Genomic DNA, 20,166 nt, shown 5'->3' on the forward strand with positions numbered 1-20,166 from the left:
GGTGCACACGTGTGCATGCCCGCCCGTCCCGGTAGGTGGTTCCAGGGGAAGGCCCTCACGCGCTCATTTCCACAAATGTGCATGCACGTGCGCAGCGGACGGCGGCGAGCGAAGGCGCTGGAGACAGGGCAGCGAAGGGGCAAGAGCAGGGAAAACAAGGGTATGTATGAGTGAATTTTCTCACTATGTAAAAGTGTTCCCACTCTGTTCCCAGAGTGTTCCCACGTTGTTCCCATTGGCGACTATCCAGTAAGCCGCGCAATGCCTACATTCCGTGCGCTTGTTCCCACTGTTCCCACGGTTTTCAGTGGAATGGTTCCGAAGGAAATGCAATAGACCATCCCCGCGCCCATGAAAAAAGGGCCTCGCAACCCTTGTGGAGTGGTGCTGGAGCGGGCACTCAGGCGGCACGCTGGGGCATCTTCACCACGTTGCCCGCCTTGCGGCCGTCTAGGTAGTCGGCCCACCACTGCATCAGGCGCTCGCGGTCCTTCATGTAGGTGCTGCGGTGATAGGCGGCGCGGATTTCGTTTTGCTCCTTGTGGGCGAGCTGGCGCTCGATCACATCGGGGTTCCAGCCGCACTCATTGGCCACCGTGGAGAACAACGCCCGAAACCCGTGGGCCGTGGCCGTGTTCTTGTAGCCCATGCGGGCCAGGGCCGAATTAAAGGTGTTTTCGCTCAGGGACTTGCTTGGGTAAACGGGGCTGGGGAAGGTCAGCTCACGCCCACCGCTCAGGGCCTGCATGCTGCGCAGCACCTCCACGGCCTGGTGTGACAGGGGCACGCGGTGCTCTGCCCGCATCTTCATGCGCTCGGCAGGGATCACCCACAGCGCCGCATCAAGGTCGAACTCTGCCCACCGTGCCCCGCGCACCTCGCCCGGCCGCGTGGCCGTGAGGATCACCATGCGCAGGGCGTGCACGGTGTGGGGGTCACCTTCGTAGGCGTCCAGCTTGCGCAGGAACTCGGGCAGCTCCTTGTCAGCCATGGCGGCCCGGTGTTGCACCTCGCGGGGCTTGAGGATTTCAGACAGCACCAGATCCAACATGGGGTTTGTGGCGATGCGCTCATGGATCACCGCCCAGCGGTACACCGCCTTAACCCGCTGCAGCACCCGGCCTGCCTGGTCGGATGCGCCGCGCGTTTCGATCTTCACGATGGCGTTCCGCACCTCGCCCGGCTTGATGCTGGCCATGGGCCGGGCGCCCAGCGTGGGGAAAATGTCGGCGGCCAAAGACCCCAACACGCGCCCCGCCGTTTCGGGCTCCCACCGGGCCGCCTGGTGCTGGTGCCAGGCACGCGCCACGGCCTCAAAGGTGTTGATCGATTCGTGGACGGCCTGTGCCTTGGTTGCCTTGCGCCGCTCGCTAGGGTCGCCGCCGCTGGCGAGCATCGTGCGGGCGTCTGCAGCCTGGTCGCGTGCATCCTTGAGCCCCACGGCTGGATACACTCCCAGCGCAAGCAGCTTCTCTTTCCCCCCATGTCGATATTTCAAACGCCAGTAACGCCCGCCCGCTTTGGTCAGGTCCAGGAACAACCCGCCACCGTCAAAGTATTTGCCGGGCTCGGTCAGGTTGCGCAGTTTGGCGTCTGTCAGCTTCATGGTGGGGGGTATCCTTCGCAGTCTGGGGGTACATTTGGGGGTACATTCTGCGAAAAGTCAAACCACACCCAGCATTCATGCGCGTTTCAAGGCAAAGTGCGGGTGCGGCCTCGCCACAGATAAGGCCGGTAGCTTCCACGAGCTACCGGCCTTTTCGTTGCCCGTGTGAGACGTCTAAAGAGCCGGCAAGCTACCGCGGCCGCAATAGCCAAGACCTGATTTTTTGTCGCGGGCACGGCGGCGGCACAGCGACATTCCCGCCATGACCACACAAGACCTGATCGCACATGCCACGGTACTCGCCTACCGGCTGGCGGGGTACGCGCTGCAGAACATGGCGGAAGACGCCGCCTTGCTGGCGCTGATGTTCTGTTGAGTGCGGTGAATGCCTTGCGGCCCCCAGTCAATGTGGGTTGGTGCAGCGCGTTCAGAACGCGGCCCTGGCGTTCGCACCCATTAGCGCACCACCAGCATCAAAAATCCTGCTCGTAGCCCTTGAGTGACTGGGGCCAGCCACACAACCTGGGGCTTGGCCTGGGTCAGCACTTTGTCGAGCTGGGTACGCACAGCGCCATAGATACAGCAAGCGCGATCGGGGACGATGGAAGACAGCGATCGCTGCTGCACAGATTGCAGCAGCTCGTCGTGCTGGGGCAGCATGGCGTCACAGTGCCATTGGTGCAATTCGCCCAACGCACCATGCAGGCGCTCTGCCTGGATTTGCGGCGGGTCGAGAGGCGTATCAGTGTTGCAGGCCAGGGACGCCCCGCAACCACCGCCTGCCAGGGCCAAGACCCGGCCCAGGCAACAGGATTGACTGCCGCCAGACGCCCGCTGCCACAGGCCTGTGGGAAAGCCGGCGCCCAGGTGCGCGGGTCTGCCTCAGTTGTTCTCTCGGCGTATCAGTTGGCGGCCGCTGGCCGTGATGGCAAGCTCGCCACCCGCACCCTTGGTGATGAAGCCCCATTCCAGCAGACGCCCCGAGACATGGTCCTTGAGTGCGTGGGGCAAGGTAATGACTTCGCCCATTTCGAGTTGCTTGAGGGTCTCGATCTCATCCACGGTGGGATCGAAATGCGGAGCATGGTAAGTGGTCATGGTGGTCGCTCTCGAACAAGGTTGGTGAAAGACAGACTTCCGCGCCATCAGATTAGTTCAGCGCCGGGGTGCGCGCAAGCGCGTCATCCCGCAGGCGAAGGCGCTCCTGCTTCGGCCATGCCCTGCAGCCACCTGGCGAAGGTGGTCAGCACCGGGGGCTGCGCCTGCGCCGGGCTGACGAGGTAATAAGCGCGCTCGCCGCGCAGGGGGCGGTTGCAGGCAACCACCAGCTCGCCGCTGGCCAGCTCGGCCTCGATGAGCAGCGGAGGCATCAGCGCCACGCCCATGCCATGCGTGGCGGCCACGGCCAGCATGGAGAACAGCTCATAGCGTGGGCCATCGAGCGCGTGCGGGGCATCGACCCCCATCGCATCAAACCACTGGCGCCAGCCATACGGGCGCGTGCTTTGCTGCAGCAAGGGCAAGCCGGCCAGCGCCTCGGCCGCCACGGGCTGGTGGGCACGGCCCCGGCCCCGGGGCGCGGCGGATTCAAGCAGGCGCGGGCTGCACACGGGCACCACGTCTTCGTGCATCAGCAACTGCGCCTGCACGCCGGGCCAGTTGGCGACCTGCTCGGGTGTGCCCGCGTACAGCGCAGCATCAAAGGTCGTGTCAGCAAACAGAAAAGGCCGCGTCTGCGTATCGATGTGCACCACGATGTCGGGATGCGCCTGCGCCAGTTGCGGCAGGCGGGGGATGAGCCACCGAGTGGCAAAGGTGGGCACCGCGGCCAGCGTAAGGGTGCCGCCCTCACCCTGGTGGGCCATCACGTCCAGCGTATCGCGCTCCAGCCCCTGCAGCCAGCGCGCCACCTGGCGACCATAGTGCGCACCCGCAGGCGTCAGCACCACGCCGTGGCGTGTGCGGCGAAAGAGCTGCACGCCCAAAAACTCCTCCAGCGCCTGGATCTGGCGGGACACGGCGCTCTGGGTCAGCGACAGCTCCTGCGCGGCGCGGGTGTAGCTCTCGTGGCGGGCGGCGACTTCAAAACAGGCCAGTGCCTGGGTCGATGGAATGTTGCGGCGCATGATGAATAGGAACTTGTAGTTGACCTTTCCACCATGGAGCGGTGGCCCGCAAGTATTCCATACATTCCATAAACGCATGTCTGGATGAAAAGAACTCGCTTGCGGGGCACCACGCCACAACCTACGATGCACCCCAGACCCGTTTCTTTTCACGCTTCTTTCGACTTGGAGACACACATGGCCCACGCCGCTTTTCAATGGGATGACCCTTTCCTCCTGAGCCAGCAACTGACCGACGACGAGCGCGCCATCCAGGCCGCTGCCGCCGCCTACTGCCAGGACAAGCTGGCGCCCCGCGTGCTCGACGCCTTCCGCCACGAAAAGATGGACGTGAGCATCTTCCGCGAGATGGGCGAAGTGGGCCTCTTGGGCCCCACCATCCCCGAGCAGTACGGCGGCCCCGGCCTGAGCTACGTGGCCTATGGCCTGATCGCCCGCGAGGTGGAGCGTGTGGATTCGGGCTACCGCTCCATGGCCAGCGTGCAGTCGTCGCTGGTGATGGTGCCTATCCATGAGTTCGGCACCGAAGCGCAAAAGCAGAAGTACCTGCCCAAGCTCGCCACCGGCGAGTGGATTGGCTGCTTTGGTCTGACCGAGCCCGACCACGGCTCCGACCCCGGCAGCATGGCCACGCGCGCCTACAAGGTCGATGGCGGCTACAAGCTCAAGGGCAGCAAGATGTGGATCACCAACAGCCCCGTGGCCGACGTGTTCGTGGTCTGGGCCAAGGAAGTGTCCGAAGGCGGCGCCGTGGGTCCGATTCGCGGCTTTGTGCTGGAAAAGGGCATGAAAGGCCTGACGGCACCCGCCATCCACGGCAAGGTGGGCCTGCGCGCGTCGATTACCGGCGAGATCGTGATGGACGACGTGTTCGTGCCCGAAGAAAACGCCTTCCCTGAAGTGCAGGGCCTCAAGGGCCCCTTCACCTGCCTCAACAGCGCCCGCTACGGCATTGCCTGGGGCGCCCTGGGTGCGGCCGAGTTCTGCTGGCACACTGCCCGCCAGTACACGCTGGACCGCAAGCAGTTTGGCCGCCCCCTCGCCGCCAACCAGCTCATCCAGAAGAAGCTGGCCGACATGCAGACCGAGATCGCCATCGGTCTGCAGGCCTGCCTACAGTTTGGCCGCATGAAGGACGCGGGCACGGCCAGCGTGGAAGGCACCTCCATCATCAAGCGCAACAGCTGCGGCAAGGCGCTGGACATTGCCCGCCTGGCGCGCGACATGATGGGCGGCAACGGCATCAGCGATGAGTTCGGCGTGGCCCGCCATCTGGTGAACCTGGAAGTGGTGAACACCTATGAAGGCACGCACGATGTGCATGCCCTCATCCTGGGCCGCGCCCAGACGGGTATCGCAGCATTTGCATGACACCCCCCTGAGGCGCCACCGCTCGGTGCTTCCGCCAGAGGCCGCAGCCCTTCGGACCGTCCAAGCCTGCACTGGCAGGCTTGGAGCCGAGGCCCTCAGCCCCTTCTCTCGGCTTCGCCGGGAAGGGGGACGACGCCCTCGCTGCGGGGCGGCCCTTGCTCGGCGTCCCTGGCTTGGAGACACGCCCACCTCACCCCTCATGCCAATTTCACACGTTTTTGGCCTCCAGCGCTTGATGTACAAGCGCTAGCAGCTATCAATTTAATAGTTCACTAACCCCATGACCACACCCACCCCCAACGCAGGCGCCCTCGCAGGCATCAAGGTGCTCGACCTCTCCCGCGTGCTGGCCGGGCCGTGGTGCACGCAGATCCTGGCGGACCTGGGCGCGGACGTGGTCAAGGTAGAGCGCCCCGGCGTGGGCGACGACACGCGCCAGTGGGGCCCGCCCTTTTTGAAGGACGCCCAGGGCAACGACACGAACCAGGCCAGCTACTACACCGCCTGCAACCGCAACAAGCGCTCAGTCACCATCGACATGGCCTCGCCCGAAGGCCAGGCGCTCATCAGGCAGATGGCGCAAGAGGCCGACATCGTGGTGGAGAACTTCAAGGTCGGCGGCCTGAAGCAATATGGCCTGGACCATGAAAGCCTGCGCGCACTCAACCCGCGCCTCATCTACTGCTCCGTCACCGGCTTCGGGCAAGACGGCCCCTATGCCGAGCGTGCGGGCTACGACCTGATGGTGCAGGCCATGACGGGCCTGATGAGCATCACCGGCCAGGCCGACCACCAGCCCGGCGGCGGCCCCATGCGCGTGGGCGTGGCCGTGATCGACCTGTTCACCGGCCTGTACGCCAGCAACGCCATCCTGGCGGCGCTGCACGTGCGCGACAACGCCACGAACGGCACGGGCCAGGGCCAGCACATCGACATGGCCCTGCTCGACGTGGGCATGGCCTTGCTGGCCAACCAGGCCTCGGGCTTTCTGGCCACCGGCAAGGCGCCCGGCCGCATGGGCAACAGCCACCCCAGCCTCGCGCCCTACCAGGACTTCCCCACGCAGGACGGCAACATGCTGCTGGCCATCGGCAACGATGGGCAGTTCCAGCGCTTTTGCGCCGCCGCCGAGCAGCCCCAGTGGGCCAGCGACCCGCGCTATGCCACCAACACCCTGCGCGTACAAAACCGCGTCACGCTGATCCCCGCCATGGAGGCCGTGACCCGCACGCGCACCACGGCCGACTGGATCACGCTGCTGGAAGACAAGGCCGTGCCCTGCGGCCCCATCAACACCATTGCCCAGGCGTTTGACGACGCGCAGGTGAAGGCCCGTGGCCTGGCCGTGACGCTGCCGCGCTGGAAGGACGGCGAGGCCGCCACCGACAACGTGCAGCACATCACCGGCGTGGCCAGCCCGCTGCGCCTGTCGGCCACGCCACCCGTGCTGCGCAACGCCCCGCCCGCACTGGGCCAGCACACCGACGAGGTGCTGCGCGAGATGGGACTAGACCCAGCGCGCATTGCAGCGCTGCGGGCCAGCGGGGTGCTGTAGCCACACCCACCCGGCACCGACCTGCGCGGCGCCCCGCCATGCAACGGCCTTGCCCTGACCGGCAAGGCCGTTTTTGTTTGCGCCATTTGAATCAAATCAGGCCCTGGCGCTTATCTATCAAGCGCTAATAGCTATCAATTTGATAACAAGACAAGAGAATGGAGGCGCCCGCGTGTGTTCGCCCCTTGGCAAAAAAGGCATATACAAAAAATTACATAGCTCTCCATAATGGGAGCGGGAATCTCTCCGGCGCGGCGCACAGCACGCGCCGGTTGACCGAGACAAAAGGCACAGTGGGACAACCGCCGCAACGTACGGGGATGTCAGGCTGCGCCGCATGCACCTTGCCCCGCCCCAGCGGCGAATCGTGGACCCCACAGGAGTTCTCCATGAAGCTCAGCCTCAAGCTCCCCCTGACCTTTACCGTGTCGCTGCTCTTGCTGTTTGCGGCGGCGCTGTTTGGCATCAGCCGCCTGAACCAGGCGCTCGACACCTACGAGACCACCGTGGCCCAAAGCTTTGAGCACGAGCGCATGGCGGCGAGCATGCTCAATAACTTCAAGGTGCAGGTGCAGGAGTGGAAGAACGTGCTGCTACGCGGCAAGGACCCGGCGCAGCTCACGCGCTACTGGGCCGCGTTTGAAAAGCAGGAACAGGCCATCAAGGACGAGGCGCAAAAGCTCATCGCCGCCCTGCCCGCAGGCGAAGGCCGTGAACGCGTGCAGCAGTTTGCCCAGGCCCACGAACGCATGGGCGCCGCCTACCGCAAGGGGTTTGAGGCCTTCAAGGCGGCTGACCACGACCCGCATGCCGGCGACAAGGCCGTGGAGGGCATGGACCGCGAGCCCTCGCAACTGCTGGACCAGGCGGGCGACCTGATCGCCAAGGCCAGCAGCGCGGTGGCCGAACGTGCCGCTGCCTCCGCACAGCGCGCCACCACCATCAGCCTGGTGGTGATGCTGGTGGTGTGCGCCCTGGGCATTGTGGGCGCCATTGCCTTCAGCCGCACCGTGGTGAACCCGCTGGACAACGCGGTGCGCGTGTCACAGGCGGTGGCCAGCGGCGACCTCACGGTGGCGCGGCAGGTGCAGGGCAAGGACGAAATCGCCCTGCTGCTCAATGCCCTGCACGACATGCAGATCAGCCTGTCGCAGGTGGTGAGCAATGTGCGCAACAACGCCGACAGCGTGGCCGCCGCCAGCACCGAAATCGCGCAAGGCAATAACGACCTGAGCGCCCGCACCGAGCAGCAGGCCAGCGCGCTGGAAGAAACCTCGGCATCGATGGAAGAGCTGAGTTCCACCGTGCAGGCCAATGCCGAAAACGCCCGCACCGCCAACCAGCTGGCCGTGAACGCCAGCACCGTGGCCGTGCATGGCGGCGATGTGGTGGCCGAGGTGGTGACCACCATGAAGGGCATCAACGACAGCAGCAACAAGATTGCAGACATCATCAGCGTGATCGACGGCATCGCCTTTCAGACCAATATCCTGGCGCTGAACGCCGCGGTGGAAGCCGCCCGCGCAGGCGAACAAGGCCGGGGCTTTGCCGTGGTGGCTGGTGAAGTACGCAACCTGGCAGTACGCAGCGCAGAAGCCGCCAAGGAAATCAAAGCCCTCATCACCGCCAGCGTCGAACGCGTGGAACAAGGCACCGCGCTGGTGGACAAGGCGGGCGCCACGATGAACGAGGTGGTCAGCGCCATCCGCCGCGTGACCGATATCGTGGGCGAGATCAGCGCCGCCAGCAGCGAGCAGAGCGCAGGCGTGGCCCAGGTAGGGGACGCCATCACCGAAATGGACCAGGCCACGCAGCAGAACGCAGCGCTGGTCGAACAGAGCGCGGCGGCGGCCGACAGCCTCAAGGTGCAGGCGCAGCAGCTGGTGCAGGCGGTGGCGGTGTTCCGACTGGCGGACTCCGACGCCAATGCACCAGCGCGGGCCCGCATGCCCGCCCCCAGGCATGGCCCGCCTCGGTTGGCCGCTGGCTGAAGCTGAGGCGCCACGGAATTTTTCAGGCCCAATGGGCCGGATGCGCTCGTCAATAAAGCGGCAGCAGCTACATAAACGATAGCAACCAGCGCACGGCAGAAACTCAGTCTTCTACCAGCATGGGGGCTGCCTGCTGCGCGGTGGCCAGCGTGGGCGATGCCAGTTTGCGCAAGTAGGCCATGGTCTGCAGGCAGGCCTGGGCCACCTCGGTGCCCTTCTTCACGAAATGCTCGCGGAAGAAGCGCACATGGTCTTCGTGCTCATGAAAATCGCGCGGCGTGAGCACGGCGGACATCACGGGCACGCCGGTGTCCAGCTGCACCCGCATCAGGCCGTCGATGACGGCGGTGGTCACAAACTCGTGCCGATAGATGCCGCCGTTGACCACCAGCGCACAGGCCACGATGGCGTCGTAGCGCCCGCTTTGCGCCAGCCGCTTGGCCAGCAGCGGGATCTCGAACGCACCAGGCACCTCGAACTGCTCGATTTGCCCTGCAGGCAACCCGCTGCGCGCGAACTCTGCGATGGCGGCATCGCGGGCCTGGTGAACGATGTCCCGGTGCCAACTGGCGCAGACGACCGCAACCCGTTCGCTGCGGTGCGCTGTCGCTGTCCGGCCGCTCTGATCGGCGTTGGCAGCAGCGGCATGGTGGGAATGGAAGGACGACTGATTCATGGATTTTCTCGAACAAAGAAAAGGGTTACCAGAATCAGGGCGCGCGCGAACAGGGCCACTCGCACGGCAAGGCAGGTGCTCATACGCATGCGGGCCGGCGAGCCGCCCCAAACCCGCAGACACGCCTGACCCAACGATCAGACAGCCCACACGGCCCGGCACCACACGCCCGACACGCGCACACAGGCAACCACCCCGGCGGGAGGCCCATGGCTTCGCGATCTCTTTCATCCGGACTGTGACCGTCGGCTCTGGCATCGCACCAGATCTGCTGACCCTGCAGGGCACAAAAACAGCCCGGCAGGCGCTCGCGGGCTCCTGCAAACCTTTCAGGCCACAGATACCGCCGGTGGGGAATTTCGCCCCGCCCTGAGAACGCAATCGGCCCCGGAAAGACTCCGTGGCCGATCACAGGATTCTAGGCGGCACAGCAACGCTGCGTCAGCGATCAAAAAACCCGGCTATAGCGCACCTGCACGAAGTCTTCTCCCGGGTTGGGTTTACGGATGCCGCCGTTGGAGACGTGGCGCAGCACCAGCGCCAGCTCGTGCTGCCGTCGCGCCCCAAAGTTGAAGCCCACACCCTGGTGGTCGGAGAAATTGAAGCGCGTACTGAAGGTCTTGTGCCGCGTTGCATAGTGGCCGTCCAGCACCGACACGCCAATACCGCCTTCCATGAACCAGGCAGAGCGCCCGCCGTCGAAGCGCAAGCGCAAAGTGGGCACCACGGCCAGTTGCGTCCAGTGCCGACGCCCCTGCGCCGCCGCGCCTTCTGGCACGCGCCAGTGGGCGATATGCGTGTCCCAATGCCCCGTCAGCTCGCCACCCAGTACGTTGCTGCGCCACCCCCAGGGCCACTGCACCCCCACCGAAACCAGGCCAACATCACTGGCGGCCCGCGCACCATCGATAAAGATACGGCGGGGCTGCGGCGCAGCGGTTTGTATCGAGGAAAGCGACGCAGCGGTGGCACTCTCCTGCGCACCTACAGGGACCGCCAAGGCGCACAAGCCAACGAACACTGTGCATCCACAAGACCCCCGCAGATGCTGTGGAGCCAGGGGCCCAAGGTCATGCCTTGGGAGGGACAAAGGCAGAAACAGGAAGATGGAACGCACGGCAAAACTCCTATAAAAAGGGGCTGGCAGGGCAACACTATCCAATTTACACAAGCGCCGCAAACGCTAAAGCCCACCAGCAGCGCAATGCACTGCCGGCAAAGGAAGGCAACGGGGCGTCAGCGCGGCTTTTCGAACCCGCTCTGGGCCCAGGCCGTGGCGCTGTCGGTGGTGAGCTTGAACGTGGGCGGCACGGGCACACGCGCCAGCTCTTCGCCCAAATCGTCCATGGCGCTCAGCGTGGCGGTGGCGCCCTCTTCATCCGGCACGATGGCCATGGCCACGCGCAGGCGTTGGCCGTCGGCGGTGGTGATGGTCACGTTCTTGTTGAGCTGTGCGTGCAACTGCTGCTCGTGGCGGCGCAGTACCTCGCTGGCGGTTTTGACCAGGGTATTGAAGGCCGACACATCCAGCGGCTTGGGGTTTTTCTTGTCGCGCCCCATGGTCCACGGCCCCACCAGTGCGGGCTCGGACTCGCCGCGCAGCGTCATGGACACGGCCCAACCGTCATCGTCTTCGTTCTTGATGACCTGCGCCGTCCAGCGCTCGTCGCTCCACAGGCGGGGTTCCTGGATGGGGGTGGGGGTGTCGTCGGCAAAGTCGGTCATGGGGCAGCAGGCAGGTTTCGGTCAAAGGGCGCAGAGCATAACGGCGCGGGGGCTGGGGCATGAATGAACGGCCGTAGCAGGCGCCATCACCCCCCCAAAATGCCCCCTGTTCAATAACTGTTGGTTATTGATAAACACATCCGTCTCCCGCCATTACGGCGCGTCAAAGCCAAGGCCTGCCGTCTCGCGCAGCACATCCATGAAAGCCTGCGCCGCTGGCGTGGGCGGCTCGCCCAGGCGGGTGATCAGGCCATAGTCGGGCATGCGGTCTGGCAGCTCGACCTGGATGCGTGCCAGCAGGCCCTTGTTCACGTATCTTTCAACCAGCGCGGCAGGCTGCAGCGAAACCATGTTGGTGGTGTGCATCAGCTCCAGCGCAAACAGAAAAGAGGGCGTCTCCACCAGCCCCGACGTCGGCGCCAAGCCGGCGCCACCAAAGATATCGTCCGACACCTTGCGTACCGCCGTCGAGGCGGGATACAGAATCCACGGCCAGTGGGCCAGCTCGGTCAGCGCCAGGTCCATGGCGCCGCGCAGGGGATGATGCAGGCCCGCCACCACCTGCAAAGGCTCCGCAGACAGGCGCTCGTAGTGAAACTGGCTGCGCTGGGCCTCTTCGGTGAAGCGCCCGATCATCAGGTCGATCTTGCGTTCGGCCAGCCACTCCACCAACTGGTCGCTGCTTTGCTCCAGTATTTTCAATACCAGCAAGGGGCGAAGCCGCTGGATCTCAACGACCGACGCGACCAGCAGATGGGCCGCCGACCCCGTGATCGCACCAATCGTCAGGTGACCATGTCCGCCCTGCTTGAGGGCATTGAACTCGTCCACAAACTGGCGCTGCCCGTCGAGTGCCGCGTTGGCATAGCGCAGGGTAAAGAGCCCCAGCTCGTTGGGCCGCATGCCGCGCGACAAACGGTCGAACAAACGCGCGTCCAGGATCTCTTCGATGTCCATCAGGATCTTGGTGGCTGCGGGCTGGGTGACGTGCATTTGTTCGGCCGTCAACCGCAGATTACGGGTGCGCCCGAGGATGTCGAGAAACTGCAAATGCCGAAACCGCAGCCGCGCACAGGCCTGCGCCAAAGACAAGGGTTTCCCCGGAAAAACGTCTGAACTCATAAGTGTTTGGAATGGATCGTAGCAAAAGATTCAGTGGACCCAGGCAGATGCCAGACCTAATCTTCGGCCTGCGTCAAGACGGCCCCGCCAAAGGGATCGCGGGCGCCGATGGGTTGCCTCATCGCGATACAGCCATTCCAACGGAGACAAACATGAAGTTCAAAACCCTCGCCCTGGCCGCCACGGTGCTGGTAGCCCTGGCCGCCCCGGTGTCTGCGCAAATCAAGGAACATGTGTTCAAGGTCGGCATCGGCCTGAGCGAAGACCATCCCCAGGCTCTGGCAGTCAAGTACTTTGCAGAGCAGTTGGCAGCCAAGAGCGGCGGCAAGATGACCGCCAAGCTGTTTGCCAGCGGCTCGCTGGGCAACGATGTGAGCATGACATCGGCCCTGCGCGGCGGCACGCTGGAGATGACGATTCCCGACTCGTCCACGCTGATGTCGCTGATCAAGCCCTTTGGCGTGCTGAACCTGCCGCTCACCTTCAACAACGAGCAAGAAGCCGATGCCGTGCTGGACGGCCCCTTTGGCCAGAAGCTGCTGGCCATGCTGCCCGACAAGGGCCTCATCGGCCTGGGCTTCTGGGAGAACGGCTTTCGCCACGTAACCAACTCGCGCCGCGCCATCAACAAGGCCGACGACCTGGCGGGCCTGAAGCTGCGCGTGATCCAGAGCCCCCTGTTCCTGGATACCTTCAACGCGCTGGGCACCAACGCCACGCCCATGCCGTTTACCGAGCTGTATACCGCCATGGAGCAGTCTGCCGTGGACGGGCAGGAGAACCCGCCCGCCACCATCCTGGCCAGCAAGTTCTATGAGGTGCAAAAGCACCTGGTGCTGTCACGCCACATGTACAGCGCCTGGGTGCTGCTCATGTCCAAGAAGGCTTGGGACGGCCTGTCGCCCCAGGAGCAAAAGATCGTTCAGGAGGCTGCGCGCGAAGCCACCGTGTACGAGCGCAAGACGATTCGCGCATTCAGCGAAACCGCGCTGGGCGAGCTGAAGAAGGCGGGCATGCAGATCACCGAGTTGCCCGCCGCCGAACAGGCCAAGCTGCGCGCCAAGCTTCAACCCGTGCTGACCAAGTACGGCCGTGAATTTGGCGAAGCAACCACCAATGAGCTGATGGGCGAACTGACCAAGGCACGCGGCACTGCAGCCACTGCTGCAAAGTAGCCCTGCGTGGCCCAGGCACGCAGCACTGCTGCGTGCCTTTCGTGATTTCGTGATTTCGTGATTTCGTCGATATTTCTCGCCGCAGGTATCCCATGGACAAGACACCCCGCCGCCCTTTCCGCTCGCGCGACTGGTTTGCCGACCCCGCGCGCTCCGACATGACCGCGCTCTATCTGGAACGCTTCATGAACTATGGGCTAACGCCCGAAGAGCTGCGCTCGGGCCGGCCCATCATCGGCATCGCGCAAACGGGCAGTGACCTCTCGCCCTGCAACCGCATCCACCTGGACCTGGCGCGCCGCGTGCGCGACGGCATCCGCGACGCGGGCGGCATTCCGATGGAGTTCCCCGTCCACCCCATTTTTGAAAATTGCCGTCGCCCCACGGCCGCGCTGGACCGCAACCTGGCCTACCTGGGGCTGGTGGAAATCCTGTATGGCTACCCCATCGACGCTGTGGTGCTGACCACGGGCTGCGACAAGACCACACCGGCAGGCATCATGGCCGCCTCCACCGTGGACATCCCGGCCATCGTGCTCTCGGGCGGGCCCATGCTCGACGGCTGGCACGACGGTGAGCTGGTGGGCTCGGGGACCGTGATCTGGCGCAGCCGCCGCCAGCTGGCGGCAGGCGAGATCGATGAAGAAGAATTCTTGCAGCGCGCCTGCAGCAGCGCCCCCTCCGCAGGCCACTGCAACACCATGGGCACGGCATCGACCATGAACGCCGTGGCCGAGGCGCTGGGCCTGTCGCTGCCTGGCTGCGCCGCCATTCCGGCGCCCTACCGGGAACGCGGCCAAATGGCCTACGAGACCGGGCGGCGCATTGTCGAGATGGCCTATGAAGACCTGCGGCCCTCGCGCATCCTCACGCGCGAGAGTTTTCTGAACGCCCTGTCGGTGGTCAGCGTGGCCGGGGGATCCAGCAATGCGCAGGTGCACATCATGGCCATGGCGCGCCACGCGGGCGTGGTGCTGGAGGCCCAGGACTGGACCGAACATGCCTACGACCTGCCCTTGCTGCTGAACATGCAGCCGGCGGGCCAGTTTCTGGGCGAGCGATTCTTTCGCGCAGGTGGCGTACCCGCCCTGATGTGGGAGCTGCAGCAGGCGGGTCGCCTGCACGGCGACTGCGCCAGCGTGACGGGCAAGACCATCGGCGACAACTTGCAAGGCCGCGAAACGCGCGACCGCGAGGTGATCAAACCCTTTAGTGCGCCGCTGATGGAGAAGGCCGGCTTTATGGTGCTTAGCGGCAACCTGTTTGACTTCGGCATCATGAAGACCTCGGTGATCTCCGAAGCCTTTCGCCAGCGCTACCTCAGCCAGCCGGGCGCGGAAGGCATCTTTGAAGCCCGCGCCATGGTGTTCGAGGGCGCGGACGACTACCACGCCCGCATCAACGACCCGGCACTGAACATCGACGAAGGCTGCATCCTGGTGATGCGCGGCGCAGGCCCCATCGGCTGGCCGGGCTCGGCCGAAGTGGTGAACATGCAGCCGCCCGATGCGCTGATCAAGCGCGGCATCAACACCCTGCCCACGCTGGGCGACGGACGCCAGTCGGGCACGGCAGACAGCCCCTCCATCCTCAACGCGTCGCCCGAGAGCGCAGTGGGCGGTGGCCTGTGCTGGCTGCACAGCGGCGACACGATCCGCATCGACTTGAACACAGGCCGCTGCGACGCGCTGGTGGCGGCTGATGAGATCAAACGCCGCCAACGTGAGCTGCCCGCACCGCCCGTACCCGCCAGCCAGTCGCCCTGGGAAGCGCTGTACCGCGAGAAGACGGGCCAGCTGGTGGATGGCGCCACGCTGGACTTTGCGCTGCAGTTCCAACGCATCTCTGAAAAAACCCCGCGTCACAACCACTGAAGCGGGCGATGCTGACCACCACGCAGCGCAGCATGCGGGCCCCGCATTGAACCCTTAAGGATTTCGAATGAACAACATGACAACGGCCCGTGCGGCCGGTGCGGACACGCACGCCCAGGTTTTGCCAAACGATGGCCTACAGGGCACGCTGGTGGGCCGCGTGTGGACCCACGGCGCCATCCCCGGCCCGGCCGTGGTGGCGCTTCGGCCCGAGGGCGTCTTCGACCTGAGCGACAGCTATCCAACCATGAGCACCCTGCTCGACACGGAGTTGCCCGCACAGGCAGTGCACAACACACTGGGGCGTCGTATCTGCGGTGTGGACGCGTTGATCCGGAACAGCCTGCCGGGCGAACGCCAGCCCACGCTGCCCTGGTTGCTCGCCCCTTGCGACCTGCAAGTGGTGAAGGCGGCAGGCGTCACGTTTGCGACCAGCCTGATCGAACGCGTGATCGAGGAACAAGCGCGGGGCGACGCGACCCGCGCGCAGGGGTTGCGCAGCCAGGTGATCGGGCTGATCGGCGAGAACCTGGCCGACATACGCCCCGGATCGCCCGAGGCCATGGCCCTGAAAGCACTGCTCCAAGAAAAAGGGCTGTGGTCCCAGTACCTGGAGGTCGGCATTGGCCCCGATGCCGAGGTCTTCACGAAGGCGCCGGTGCTGGCGTCCGTAGGCTGTGGCGATGACATCGGTATCCGGGCGGACTCCGCCTGGAACAACCCCGAGCCTGAGGTGGTGCTGGCCGTCAACAGCCGGGGCCAGATCGTGGGCGCCACGCTGGGCAACGACGTGAACCTGCGCGACATCGAGGGCCGCAGTGCGCTGCTGCTGGGCAAGGCCAAGGACAACAACGCATCGTGTGCCATTGGCCCCTTCATCCGCCTGTTCGACGCGGGCTTCGGCATGGAGCAGGTGCGGAGCGAAACCGTGCACCTGCGGGTGGCGGGGGTGGACGGCTATGAGCTGCGCGGCATCAACACCATGGCCAGCATCAGCCGCGACCCGACCGACCTGGTGGCACAAACGCTGGCGGCGCACCAGTACCCCGATGGCTTCATGCTGTTCCTGGGCACATTGTTCGCCCCCATTGAAGACCGCGACCAGCCTGGCAGCGGCTTCACCCACAAGCTGGGCGACGTGGTCACCATCCAGAGCGCCTGGCTGGGCGGCCTGCACAACCGCGTGACCCACAGCGAAACGGCGGCGCCATGGCGTTTTGGCTTGCGAGCCCTTGTCAGCAACCTCTGGCAACGCGGCCTGCTGCGCGGCACAACGCTTTGACCCCCCTGGGCCACTGCGGGCATCGCCCCGGCGGCCCGTCCCCCGATACCAAGAATTGAATGGCCTGAGCCATCACGGAGACACCACCATGCTCAATGCACTCATCGACCGGTTTTGCCAATGGATCAACCTGCTCATCGCGCTGGCCCTGGCCGTGATGGTGCTGCTGGTGTTTGGCAACGTGGTGCTGCGCTACGCCTTCAACTCCGGCATTTCCGTCAGCGAGGAGCTGTCGCGCTGGCTGTTTGTGTGGATCACCTTCCTGGGGGCCATCGTGGCAGTGAGGGAGCACGGCCACCTGGGCACCGACATCGTGCTTGCCAAGCTGCCCCCCATAGGCCGGCGCGTGTGCCTGGTGGTCAGCTACGGATTGATGCTGTTTTGCACCTGGCTGCTGTTCAGCGGCGCACTGGCCCAGGCCCGCATCAACCTGGATGTGGAGGCACCGGTCACGGGGGCTTCCATGGCCATCTTCTATGCGTCGGGGGTGGTGTTTGCAGTGGCGTCGGGCCTGTTGCTGCTGATGGACCTCTGGCGCCTGCTGTCTGGGCAGATCCGCGACGACCAACTGATTCAGGTGACCGAGTCGGAAGACCTCGCATCGATCGAAGCGCTGCACCTCGATCGCACCGACACCCCCAAATAACTCGCCCCAGGAGCAATATCCCATGACCGTTTTCATCTTTCTGGGCTCTTTGCTGGCGGCCATGGCCATCGGCGTTCCTATTGCCTATGCGTTGCTGGTGTCTGGCACGGCGCTGATGTGGCACCTGGACCTGTTTGACGCGCAAATCCTGGCGCAGAACGTCATCAACGGCGCGGACTCGTTCCCGCTGCTGGCCGTGCCGTTTTTCATGCTGGCGGGCGAGATCATGAATGTGGGTGGGCTTTCCCAGCGCATCGTGACGCTGGCGCTCACGCTGGTGGGACACAAGCGTGGCGGCCTGGGTTTTGTGGCCATCCTGGCGGCGTGCATGCTGGCGGCGCTGTCTGGCTCTGCGGTGGCCGACACTGCGGCCCTGGCCGCATTGCTATTGCCCATGATGGTCAAAGCGGGCCACGACAAGGCCCGCGCCGGGGGGCTGATTGCCTCGGCCGGCATCATCGCCCCCGTCATTCCGCCCTCCATCGGTTTTGTGGTGTTTGGCGTGGCGGCCAACGTATCGATCAGCAAGCTGTTTTTGGCGGGCATCGTGCCGGGCCTGCTGATGGGGCTGTCCATCGCCGTGGCGTGGTACTGGGTGTCGCAGCGCGAGAATATCACCCCACCGCCCAAGACGTCGGGCGCAGAAAAGCTGCAGGCGCTCAAGGAATCCACCTGGGCCTTGTTTCTGCCGGTGATCGTGATCGTGGGTCTGAAGATGGGCGTGTTCACCCCCACGGAAGCCGCTGCCGTTGCCGCTGTCTATGCACTCTTCGTGGCCACCGTGGTGTACCGCGAGCTCCACTGGCGCCAACTCACGGCGGTGTTTGTGAGCGCTGCCAAGACAACAGCCATCATCATGTTCCTGGTCGCGGCAGCGATGGTGAGTGCCTGGCTGATCACGGTGGCCGATATTCCCCGGCAACTGATCGAGATGCTCAAACCCCTGATGGGCTCTCCCACGCTGCTCATGATTGCCATCATGGTGCTGGTGATGGCCGTCGGCACGGCGATGGACATGACGCCCACCATCCTGATCATGACCCCGGTGCTGATGCCTGTCGTCAAGGCGGCAGGCATCGACCCCGTGTATTTCGGCGTGCTGTTCATCATCAACAACGCCATCGGCCTGATCACCCCCCCCGTGGGCACCGTGCTCAATGTGGTGGCGGGGGTGGGAAAAATGCGCATGGACGAAGTGACCCGGGGCGTGATCCCGTTCATGACCGCCCAGTTCATCGTGATGTTCCTGATGGTGCTGTTCCCGTCCATCGTGCTGGTGCCCATGCGCTGGTTCATCGGTTAGGCCCCGCACCGGATACACACACCCAACCCCATCATCGTCGCTTCATCCTCGAACCATGAACCCACTTCGACTTGCGAACAAAACAGCCTTTGTCACTGCCGCTGGCCAGGGCATTGGCCGCGCCACCGCCATCGCGTTTGCGGCCCAGGGCGCCCGCGTGATCGCCACCGACATCAATGCCCCAGCGCTCGCGTCGCTGCAAGATGCCATCGGCTGCACCGTGCACCCCATGGACGTGACCGACCCGCAGGCCATCGCTGCCGTGGCCGATGCCACAGGCCCCATCGACGTGCTCTTCAACGGTGCAGGGTTTGTGCATGCGGGTACAGTGCTCGACTGCACCGAGGACGAATGGGCCTTTGCATTCGATCTGAACGTGCGATCGCAATTTCGCACCATCCAGGCGTTTCTGCCCGGCATGCTGGCCCAGGGTAAAGGCTCCATCATCAATATGGCCTCGGTCGCGGGCAGCATCAAAGGTGCGCCCAACCGCTTTGTCTATGGCACCACCAAAGCCGCCGTGGTGGGCCTGACCAAGTCGGTGGCGGCCGATTTTGTGGGCCGGGGTATTCGCTGCAATGCCATCTGCCCAGGCACCGTCCTGTCGCCGTCGCTGCAAGAGCGCATCAGTGCACAGGCCAAGGCCACAGGGCAGAGCCTGGCCCAGGTGGAGTCAACTTTTGTGGAGCGCCAACCCATGGGACGGCTCGGTCGCGCCGAAGAAATTGCCGCGCTGGCCGTGTACCTGGCCAGCGATGAATCTGCCTTCACCACAGGGACCGCCCAGATAATCGACGGTGGCTGGTCTAACTAGTTCACAAGGAACCACTGACATGCGACTTTTGCGCCACGGCCCCAAGGGCCAGGAAAAACCCGCCCTGCTGCACACCGATGGCACGGTGCGCGACCTCAGCGCCGTGCTGCCCGATATTGGACCCGGCACGCTGTCACCCGATGGCATGGCAGCGCTGGCCCGCATCAACGCGTCCGCCCTGCCCGTTGTGCCCCAGGGACGACTGGCAGTGCCATGGACAGGCATGCGCAAGTTCATTGCCATCGGCCTGAACTATGCCGACCATGCGGCCGAGGCGAACATGCCCCTTCCCAAAGAGCCCATCATCTTCACCAAGACCGTGGACTGCGCCGTCGGCTGCAACCACCCGGTGGTGTTGCCACAGGGCTCGGTCAAGAGCGACTGGGAGGTGGAGCTGGGCGTGGTCATCGGCACGCGGGCGCGCTATGTCAGCGAAGCGGATGCGCTCAGCCATGTGGCGGGCTACTGCACCATCAACGACGTTTCAGAGCGCGAGTACCAACTCGAACGCGGCGGCACCTGGGACAAGGGCAAGGGCTGTGACACCTTCGGCCCCATCGGTCCCTGGCTGGTCAGCGCCGACGAAGTGGGTGACCCCCAAAACCTGTCGATGTGGCTGGACGTGAACGGCGAGCGCCAGCAGACCGGCAGCACCCGCACCATGATCTTCACCGTGGCCCAGTTGGTCAGCTACCTGAGCCGCTTCATGACGCTGGAGCCGGGGGACCTGATCACCACAGGCACCCCGCCCGGTGTGGGCATGGGCAAAAAGCCTGCACCGCAGTTTCTCAAGCCTGGCGATGTCATGACGCTGGGCATCGAGAAGCTGGGCGATCAAAAACAAACAGTCTTCGCCTGGGACCCCAGCCTGATCGACGGCTGAAGAGCCTCACAGCGCGG

General features: G+C 64.7%; 18 protein-coding genes and 1 riboswitch. Of the genes, 10 read left to right on the forward strand and 8 right to left on the reverse strand.

The window, feature by feature from the left end; genetic code table 11:
• Positions 1-400 precede the first annotated feature (400 nt).
• The 4 genes from KI609_RS17205 to KI609_RS17220 form a co-directional block, all read right to left on the reverse strand.
• Positions 401-1,606 (reverse strand): tyrosine-type recombinase/integrase, encoded by a 1,206-nt coding sequence (locus KI609_RS17205; RefSeq protein ID WP_226444777.1) that lies wholly within the window; start codon positions 1,604-1,606, stop codon positions 401-403.
• Between the two features lie 456 nt (positions 1,607-2,062).
• The gene (locus tag KI609_RS17210; RefSeq protein ID WP_226444778.1) at positions 2,063-2,266 is read right to left on the reverse strand and encodes a hypothetical protein; all 204 of its coding nucleotides are present in this window, start codon (positions 2,264-2,266) and stop codon (positions 2,063-2,065) included.
• A gap of 222 nt (positions 2,267-2,488) precedes the next feature.
• Positions 2,489-2,704: a hypothetical protein gene (locus KI609_RS17215; protein ID WP_226444779.1), complete on the reverse strand. Its 216-nt coding sequence runs from the start codon at positions 2,702-2,704 to the stop codon at positions 2,489-2,491.
• 83 nt (positions 2,705-2,787) lie between these two features.
• Positions 2,788-3,732 (reverse strand): LysR family transcriptional regulator, encoded by a 945-nt coding sequence (locus KI609_RS17220; RefSeq protein WP_226444780.1) that lies wholly within the window; start codon positions 3,730-3,732, stop codon positions 2,788-2,790.
• Positions 3,733-3,909: 177 nt separating this feature from the next.
• On the opposite strand from KI609_RS17220, the gene KI609_RS17225 reads away from it, so the two are divergent.
• From KI609_RS17225 to KI609_RS17235, 3 genes are all read left to right on the forward strand, one after another.
• Positions 3,910-5,103, forward strand: a complete 1,194-nt coding sequence (locus tag KI609_RS17225; protein ID WP_226444781.1) for an acyl-CoA dehydrogenase — start codon at positions 3,910-3,912, stop codon at positions 5,101-5,103.
• Between the two features lie 280 nt (positions 5,104-5,383).
• Entirely contained in the window at positions 5,384-6,658 is a 1,275-nt protein-coding gene (locus KI609_RS17230; protein WP_226444782.1) for a CaiB/BaiF CoA transferase family protein, read from the forward strand.
• A gap of 389 nt (positions 6,659-7,047) precedes the next feature.
• Positions 7,048-8,649, forward strand: coding sequence for a methyl-accepting chemotaxis protein (locus KI609_RS17235; RefSeq protein WP_226444783.1), 1,602 nt, complete (start codon positions 7,048-7,050; stop codon positions 8,647-8,649).
• 103 nt (positions 8,650-8,752) lie between these two features.
• Here KI609_RS17235 and KI609_RS17240 read toward each other — a convergent pair whose 3' ends face one another.
• From KI609_RS17240 to KI609_RS17255, 4 genes are all read right to left on the reverse strand, one after another.
• The gene (locus KI609_RS17240; RefSeq protein ID WP_226444784.1) at positions 8,753-9,325 is read right to left on the reverse strand and encodes a 6,7-dimethyl-8-ribityllumazine synthase; all 573 of its coding nucleotides are present in this window, start codon (positions 9,323-9,325) and stop codon (positions 8,753-8,755) included.
• Between the two features lie 215 nt (positions 9,326-9,540).
• Positions 9,541-9,706: riboswitch (FMN riboswitch) on the reverse strand.
• A 67-nt stretch (positions 9,707-9,773) separates the two neighbouring features.
• Positions 9,774-10,325: an acyloxyacyl hydrolase gene (locus tag KI609_RS17245; RefSeq protein ID WP_226444785.1), complete on the reverse strand. Its 552-nt coding sequence runs from the start codon at positions 10,323-10,325 to the stop codon at positions 9,774-9,776.
• A gap of 236 nt (positions 10,326-10,561) precedes the next feature.
• Positions 10,562-11,050: a hypothetical protein gene (locus KI609_RS17250; RefSeq protein WP_226444786.1), complete on the reverse strand. Its 489-nt coding sequence runs from the start codon at positions 11,048-11,050 to the stop codon at positions 10,562-10,564.
• A 153-nt stretch (positions 11,051-11,203) separates the two neighbouring features.
• On the reverse strand, positions 11,204-12,172 hold the full coding sequence (locus KI609_RS17255; protein ID WP_226444787.1) for a LysR substrate-binding domain-containing protein: 969 nt from the start codon (positions 12,170-12,172) through the stop codon (positions 11,204-11,206).
• Positions 12,173-12,324: 152 nt separating this feature from the next.
• On the opposite strand from KI609_RS17255, the gene KI609_RS17260 reads away from it, so the two are divergent.
• From KI609_RS17260 to KI609_RS17290, 7 genes are all read left to right on the forward strand, one after another.
• A complete protein-coding gene (locus KI609_RS17260) occupies positions 12,325-13,347 on the forward strand; it encodes a TRAP transporter substrate-binding protein (RefSeq protein WP_226444788.1) in 1,023 nt (340 codons plus the stop codon).
• Positions 13,348-13,439: 92 nt separating this feature from the next.
• Positions 13,440-15,221 (forward strand): IlvD/Edd family dehydratase, encoded by a 1,782-nt coding sequence (locus tag KI609_RS17265; protein ID WP_226444789.1) that lies wholly within the window; start codon positions 13,440-13,442, stop codon positions 15,219-15,221.
• Between the two features lie 67 nt (positions 15,222-15,288).
• Complete coding sequence (locus KI609_RS17270; protein ID WP_226444790.1) at positions 15,289-16,503, forward strand: fumarylacetoacetate hydrolase family protein; 1,215 nt, start codon at positions 15,289-15,291, stop codon at positions 16,501-16,503.
• A gap of 88 nt (positions 16,504-16,591) precedes the next feature.
• A complete protein-coding gene (locus KI609_RS17275) occupies positions 16,592-17,149 on the forward strand; it encodes a TRAP transporter small permease (protein ID WP_226444791.1) in 558 nt (185 codons plus the stop codon).
• A gap of 22 nt (positions 17,150-17,171) precedes the next feature.
• Positions 17,172-18,452 carry a TRAP transporter large permease subunit gene (locus KI609_RS17280; protein ID WP_226444792.1) on the forward strand — a complete coding sequence of 427 codons (1,281 nt, stop codon included), beginning with the start codon at positions 17,172-17,174 and terminating at the stop codon, positions 18,450-18,452.
• A gap of 55 nt (positions 18,453-18,507) precedes the next feature.
• Positions 18,508-19,266: an SDR family oxidoreductase gene (locus KI609_RS17285; RefSeq protein ID WP_226444793.1), complete on the forward strand. Its 759-nt coding sequence runs from the start codon at positions 18,508-18,510 to the stop codon at positions 19,264-19,266.
• Positions 19,267-19,285: 19 nt separating this feature from the next.
• On the forward strand, positions 19,286-20,149 hold the full coding sequence (locus KI609_RS17290; RefSeq protein ID WP_226444794.1) for a fumarylacetoacetate hydrolase family protein: 864 nt from the start codon (positions 19,286-19,288) through the stop codon (positions 20,147-20,149).
• The last annotated feature ends 17 nt before the right edge of the window (positions 20,150-20,166 follow it).

Origin of the sequence: Acidovorax radicis (assembly GCF_020510705.1) — a bacterium.
Taxonomy (GTDB): domain Bacteria; phylum Pseudomonadota; class Gammaproteobacteria; order Burkholderiales; family Burkholderiaceae_C; genus Acidovorax; species Acidovorax radicis_A.